Source organism: Microcystis sp. M53602_WE12 (genome assembly GCF_030065455.1).
GTDB lineage: Bacteria > Cyanobacteriota > Cyanobacteriia > Cyanobacteriales > Microcystaceae > Microcystis > Microcystis aeruginosa.
Map to the genome: position 1 here is coordinate 1 of NZ_JASJFB010000142.1, position 6029 is coordinate 6029.

Below are 6029 nucleotides of genomic sequence, written 5' to 3' on the forward strand. Positions count from 1 at the left end.
CTGGGGGTAGGAGTCAGGAGTCAGGAGTCAGGAGTTTCGGGCTTTGTTGCCATTGTTTTTTGTACCAAGCCATGTACTACAAGAAGGATAATGCAAGGTTTTTGAAAGTCCCAATCCTATTTTCTTGCACTAACATCGGACTTTAACAGGTCAAAAGCCTTATTTTAAAAGGGTTTTACCATTATTCAGCAAACCCTAAGTAGCCTATACTCAAGGGATTCAGTCTTAAATGCGATCGCCCTGCTCGTTCCTTCCCAGGGCTTGACATAAATCCCGCAATAATGTTATGATGAGGGACTGGCTTAAGCCAAAGACAGCAGGTGCGAAACAGCTTAAATACCCTGCCGAGGTCAAAGCGAGAAAACAGCAGCCAAAAAGACTAAAGAGAGATATTTTCTGTCTTGGTCGTGCCTGAACTGGATTCTCTCCACTCAACCCCGGCGCTACAAGGGGTTATTTTTGCGCCTGTCTGTGGACCGGTCCCCCGCATACAGGAGGTGAACAAGGGATGGGGAGAAGCAGAGAAAGCAAGGGAGTAATTCTAGAAGAATTAAAAACCTCCCTGAGGGAAGCTCAATTAACGATGGTCATCGACTATCAAGGTTTAACCGTCGCCGAAATCAGCAATCTACGCCGCAAATTGCGCCCCACGGGAACGATTTGTAAAGTCACCAAAAATACTTTGATGGGCTTGGCGATCGCTGAAGATAGTGGCTGGGAACCGATGAAAAGCCTTTTATCGGGAACATCCGCCTTTCTGCTCGTAAAAGAGGATATCGGTGGAGCTTTCAAGGCCTATCAAGAGTTCAAAAAAGAAAGCAAAAAAACCGAATTGCGCGGCGGTGTCCTCAAAGAAGGGACAAAAGGTCAACTGTTAACAGAAGATCAGATCAAAGCGATCGCCGATTTACCGTCGAAAGAACAGTTAATCGCTCAGGCCGCCGGAGCAATCAACGCCATTGCTGCCAAACTGGCCCGCAGTATCAACGAAGTTCCCGCATCTTTGGCCCGTGCCGTCGATGCCGTGGCCCGTCAAGAAGAAAAAGAAGCGGCTTGACACCGCGCCAATCAATCACTTACAAACAATTAGGAGTCTAACCCATGTCTGCTGTAGCTGAAATCTTAGAAAAACTCAAAACCCTGACCCTCTTAGAAGCTGCGGAATTAGTCAAAGGTATCGAAGAAACCTTTGGAGTTAGTGCCGCCGCTCCGACTGGTGGCATAATTATGGCTGCCCCCGGGGCTGCTCCTGCGGCTGCTGCTGAAGCGGTGGAAGAACAAACCGAATTTAACGTCGTTCTCGAAGAAGTTCCCGCCGACAAGAAAATTGCTATCCTTAAGGTGGTACGCGAATTGACCGGTTTAGGACTCAAAGAAGCGAAAGACCTGGTAGAAGCCGCTCCCAAAGCGGTTAAAGAAGGCACTAACAAAGATGATGCCGCCGCCATCAAGAAAAAACTGGAAGATGCTGGGGCAAAAGTTAGCGTTAAATAGGCGGCCACTGATTCTGGGGATATAGATTACATCCCCAGACGGGCCGAAAAGCTCATTTCCTGATACTATAGGATTGTTATAGCAGTCTTGTAGGATGTCCAACCATGGAAAGCGTCGCTTACATTTTGGTTTTAACTATGGCTTTGTCGGTAATTTTCTTCGCCATCGCCTTCCGGGAACCTCCCCGGATTCAAAAGTAAATTTCTTAACTCCGTTTAGGTTAATAATTTTCTTCCCTGAGCCGCCCGCTTGTCAAAAGCAGGTTAGCGGCTCTGGTTTTCGTATTTAAAGGCTTAAATTAAAGGTTCCCCTCACCGAGCGCCTCCTATGCAGTGTCCTAATTGTCAGCATACCGATAGTCGCGTTTTAGAGTCCCGCTCCTCCGAAAACGGTCAGAGCATTCGTCGTCGTCGTGAATGCTTACAGTGTAAATATCGGTTCACCACCTACGAGCGCATCGAATTCGTGCCGATCACGGTGATTAAAAAAGATGGTAAACGGGAATCTTTTGATCGCTGCAAACTGCTGCGGGGTATCGTCCGCGCCTGCGAAAAAACCGGCATTCCCCCCTCAAGATTAGAGGCGATCGTCAATGATATCGAATCCCGTTTGCAGCAAGACTCAAAACGGGAGGTAACAAGTCAGGAAATCGGTCAATTAGTCCTGGAATATCTCCGGCAAGAATCGGAAGTGGCCTATGTGCGCTTTGCTTCGGTTTACGGCAATTTTCAGGGAATTAGAGACTTTATCGCCGCTTTAGCGCTGCTGCAATCCTCCGAAATCGAACGCGCTCATCCTTCTTGGTCTCAAGTGGAAGAAGCCAGCGTGATCACCTCATCTTAAATAGGGTTTGCGGCAAAAAGTTTTTCCTGGGGGCAGGGTGTGGGGTGTAGGGTGTAGGGTGTAGGGTTTTACCCATTTTCAGGGGGTCAATTACCTAATTTTCAGGGAAAAAGTCCAGGGATTTTCCCCCCGATCACTCCAATAGGCGGTACTTTTGGATTTCAAAAAGGTCTAAAAGTCTTATCGAACAATGTTTTTAGATTTATTCAGCAAACCCTAAATAGTTCCCGATTCAGTTATAATTAGGATCCCTTGTGCTATTTAAAGCCCAAGCTCTGGTTAGATTCTTAAAAGTCATTCTTGAGGCGGATTGCCTCCAGGAAAGCCGGATGCGGCAGTTCATCCCCTAGGCCCTGCCTAGAAACTAAATTGGGAGGCATCTCCTTGATTTAGAAACTGTACATCACATAGGAGGAAAAACCTACGGAAATTCCGAGGCCCAAACAACGTACATGACCACCCAAAAAACTGCAAACAAAAACATAGGCTTTACCCATGAAGATTTTGCCGCCCTTCTAGACAAATACGATTATCATTTCAGTCCGGGAGATGTTGTCGCTGGGACTGTTTTCAGCATGGAACCCCGGGGAGCGCTCATCGATATCGGTGCTAAAACCGCCGCTTTTATCCCCGTGCAGGAGATGTCGATCAACCGCGTCGATAATCCCGAAGAAGTTTTACAACCCAACGAAACCAGGGAATTTTTCATTCTTACCGACGAGAATGAAGATGGACAGCTAACCCTGTCGATCCGTCGCATTGAATATATGCGCGCTTGGGAACGGGTGCGTCAATTGCAAAAAGAAGATGCTACCGTGCGCTCGAATGTTTTCGCCACTAACCGTGGTGGGGCATTAGTCAGAATTGAAGGTCTCCGTGGCTTTATCCCCGGTTCTCACATTAGCACCAGAGAAGCGAAAGAGGATCTAGTCGGTCAGGAATTGCCCTTAAAGTTTTTAGAAGTGGATGAGGATCGCAACCGTCTGGTTTTAAGTCATCGTCGCGCTTTAGTGGAACGCAAGATGAACGGTTTAGCCGTGGGACAGGTGGTAATCGGTTCCGTGCGCGGAATCAAGCCCTACGGTGCTTTCATTGATATCGGTGGAGTCAGTGGTTTACTGCATATTTCCGAAATCTCTCACGATCACATTGACACCCCCCACACGGTTTTCAATGTCAATGATGAGTTGAAAGTGATGATTATCGATCTCGATGCCGAAAGAGGTCGCATTTCCCTCTCGACTAAACAATTAGAACCCGAACCGGGAGATATGCTCAAAAATCGCCCGTTAGTGTTTGAAAAAGCGGAAGAAATGGCGATTAAATACCGAGAAAAACGTCTAGCGGAAGCGGAAGGCCGGACTGTCTCGGAAGTAGTCGCAGAAATCGAAGTTCCTCCCGCCCTGGAAGAGGAAGATTTAGTTCTCGCCGCTGCCGAGGAGTAGGTCAGTTATCAGTTATCAGTTATCAGTTATCAGTTATCAGTCATCAGATTTGAGTTTTAAGTGTACAGTATTAAATAGAAGTTTCCTACTGTCTTTTCACTGATTACTGATTACTGTTTACTGATCACTGAAATGTCGTTTAATTTCAATCTTCAGACACTGCCGATAAATCCTGTAATTCCAGTTATCTCCTCACTAATATTGACATCGAGGAAACGATCCAAGTGATCAAAAGTGGTTCCGTAGGTAATAGTTTTATCGTCGTATCCTTTCAGACTGAGGGTATGTTGCTCAAAAGCTTGGTGGAGATGGGGTAAACCGATGAGATGACTGTAGGTAGTTGCTCCGATGGCTAAATCCCTACCTATTTCTTTAGTGGCCGACTCTAAACGAAAAGCGGCGTTGACCGTATCACCGATCGCCGTATAATCTGGATGTTCACCGCTGCCAGTATTGCCCACCATGGCATAACCGGTATTCACTCCCGCACCGATGCGTAATTTAAAGGGTAAGGGATATTCTTCGCTTAAGGCGCGGGTCATCTTGTATATTCGCGTAATTGCTTGGAAAATTTGCAAGATATCGTCTTGATTGACTTCCTGTTGGCCGTGAAACCAGATGGCCATGATCGCATCACCAATATATTTATCTACCCAACTGCCGGAACTGCGGATAATACTCCCGGCATGGCGAAACCAATTGCCAATCAGAGAAGAAAGCACTTTTTCGTCTAATTGCCTCGTTAAAGCCGTAAAATTTCGTATATCCACCACTATCACCGATGTTAAGCGACGTTCATGGACGGTGGAGGTGGGGGGATCCAATTCTAAATTGTGCGGTTGCTTGCCTATATTAGTGGGAGTAGGACGATAGAACTGCACTTCGGTTTTGCCAAAGGTGATCCGATCTTTGTCATGGATAGTCACGGGAATAGCTACCCTTCTGCCATTGACAAAAGTTCCATTGCGACTACCGAGATCGATCAGATAAAAATCTCCTGTTTCCGTGGATTGTAAAATAGCGTGATTGCGAGAGATACACTGATCTTTAATCACGATAGCGTTATCTTTGCTCCGTCCGATTGTCCAGTAAGGTCTCCCCACGAGAGGGAAAAAACGCTGTCCCTTCTCGGTATGGAGTAGTAAATAGGGATTTTTTCCTAGTAGAGCCACGGGTGCATGAGCAGCGATAGACAGGGGGTGCTAACTATATAGTTTATTCTATTGACCAGAAATGGAAATGAGCTAGGAAAACCATTAGGCCAGAGAAGCGGTAATCCAAAATAAACCATCGACTAAAATTGTACTCAATACGGCTCCGCTAAATGCCCACCAATGACACACCCGTTTTTGCAAAGGATAGATACCGATCGCTAAAAGCAGGTTGAGCAGCACGATCGCCCAACTGATGCCCCAGGGGGTCTGAATTTGGGCCAAGGCGTTATCAAATATCGGCGACACTAGGTTGGGGTCTAGTTCCACGGTCATTAATTGTCGCCAGTAGGGAATTAGTCCCGTTAGATAGAAATATAAGTCGGTGATGGCGGTTCCTAACAAAGAACCGAGATAGAAAAGATTGCCCACTTTGCCGCGACCTTTGTATAATCCCCAGAGAACAAAGGGCAGCCCGATCGCTTCCATGGGAATGTGGATCAATGGTTCCCAACGCCACCAACCCCAGTACAGAGAACCGGCTAACCAACTCCAACTAAAGCCCAAAAGTAAATCCCCCCAAAGACTGATTTTTGCCTGTTTGAGCAGCCAAATCCCTAACCCCACCCAGAAAACGGTTAAACCTAGGCTAATTTCGGGATAGTAGCGCACTAGGGGCGCTTGTATGAACACGGGGACTGATACCAGAAATGCTGCTGTCCAAAAGACGGATTGACATTTTTCCCAGTTAGGGACTAGGGGTTTCAGGCGATCGGGATTGCTGGGGACTAGGGTAGAGTTGAGCAAAGGATTTCAGAATTGTTACAAAACTTTACTTATATTAAGATACATCATTCTCTCTCTACTATATCCCCCCTAGGGGGATTTGGGGAAATTAAAAAATTGTTTTTGGCAATGCCCTAACGCTCTTCTGGGACTTTCGGAAATCCCTAACCGAATCTAGGCTCTGAAACCCTTGCTTGACAAGGGAACGCTAACTTTTTTTCTAATAAAAACTCAAATTTCGGGTTTCTGTTAGTTAGCGATAGCTTGAAGGCTTACCCCATAAGAGAGCTAGAGTTTAGAGACTGTAAGA

The 6029-nt window shown here is 46.4% G+C and carries 7 protein-coding genes; 5 read left to right on the top strand and 2 right to left on the bottom strand.

Annotated elements, in window-relative coordinates; all coding sequences use genetic code 11:
- The first annotated feature begins 508 nt into the window (after nucleotides 1-508).
- From rplJ to PX482_RS05570, 5 genes are all read left to right on the top strand, one after another.
- Nucleotides 509-1057: a 50S ribosomal protein L10 gene (rplJ, locus tag PX482_RS05550; protein WP_002757128.1), complete on the top strand. Its 549-nt coding sequence runs from the start codon at nucleotides 509-511 to the stop codon at nucleotides 1055-1057.
- A gap of 44 nt (nucleotides 1058-1101) precedes the next feature.
- Nucleotides 1102-1494 (top strand): 50S ribosomal protein L7/L12, encoded by a 393-nt coding sequence (gene rplL / locus PX482_RS05555; protein ID WP_002736522.1) that lies wholly within the window; start codon nucleotides 1102-1104, stop codon nucleotides 1492-1494.
- 104 nt (nucleotides 1495-1598) lie between these two features.
- Nucleotides 1599-1694 (top strand): photosystem II reaction center protein T, encoded by a 96-nt coding sequence (locus tag PX482_RS05560; protein WP_012267019.1) that lies wholly within the window; start codon nucleotides 1599-1601, stop codon nucleotides 1692-1694.
- Nucleotides 1695-1821: 127 nt separating this feature from the next.
- Complete coding sequence (gene nrdR, locus PX482_RS05565) at nucleotides 1822-2337, top strand: transcriptional regulator NrdR (RefSeq protein ID WP_002757126.1); 516 nt, start codon at nucleotides 1822-1824, stop codon at nucleotides 2335-2337.
- 452 nt (nucleotides 2338-2789) lie between these two features.
- Nucleotides 2790-3782 (top strand): 30S ribosomal protein S1, encoded by a 993-nt coding sequence (locus tag PX482_RS05570; RefSeq protein ID WP_002757124.1) that lies wholly within the window; start codon nucleotides 2790-2792, stop codon nucleotides 3780-3782.
- Nucleotides 3783-3934: 152 nt separating this feature from the next.
- Here the strand turns inward: PX482_RS05570 and PX482_RS05575 are convergent, their stop codons facing one another.
- A complete protein-coding gene (locus PX482_RS05575; protein ID WP_002757122.1) occupies nucleotides 3935-4954 on the bottom strand; it encodes an adenylate/guanylate cyclase domain-containing protein in 1020 nt (339 codons plus the stop codon).
- 84 nt (nucleotides 4955-5038) lie between these two features.
- Nucleotides 5039-5740 (bottom strand): DUF3120 domain-containing protein, encoded by a 702-nt coding sequence (locus PX482_RS05580; protein WP_002757120.1) that lies wholly within the window; start codon nucleotides 5738-5740, stop codon nucleotides 5039-5041.
- Between the last annotated feature and the right edge of the window lie 289 nt (nucleotides 5741-6029).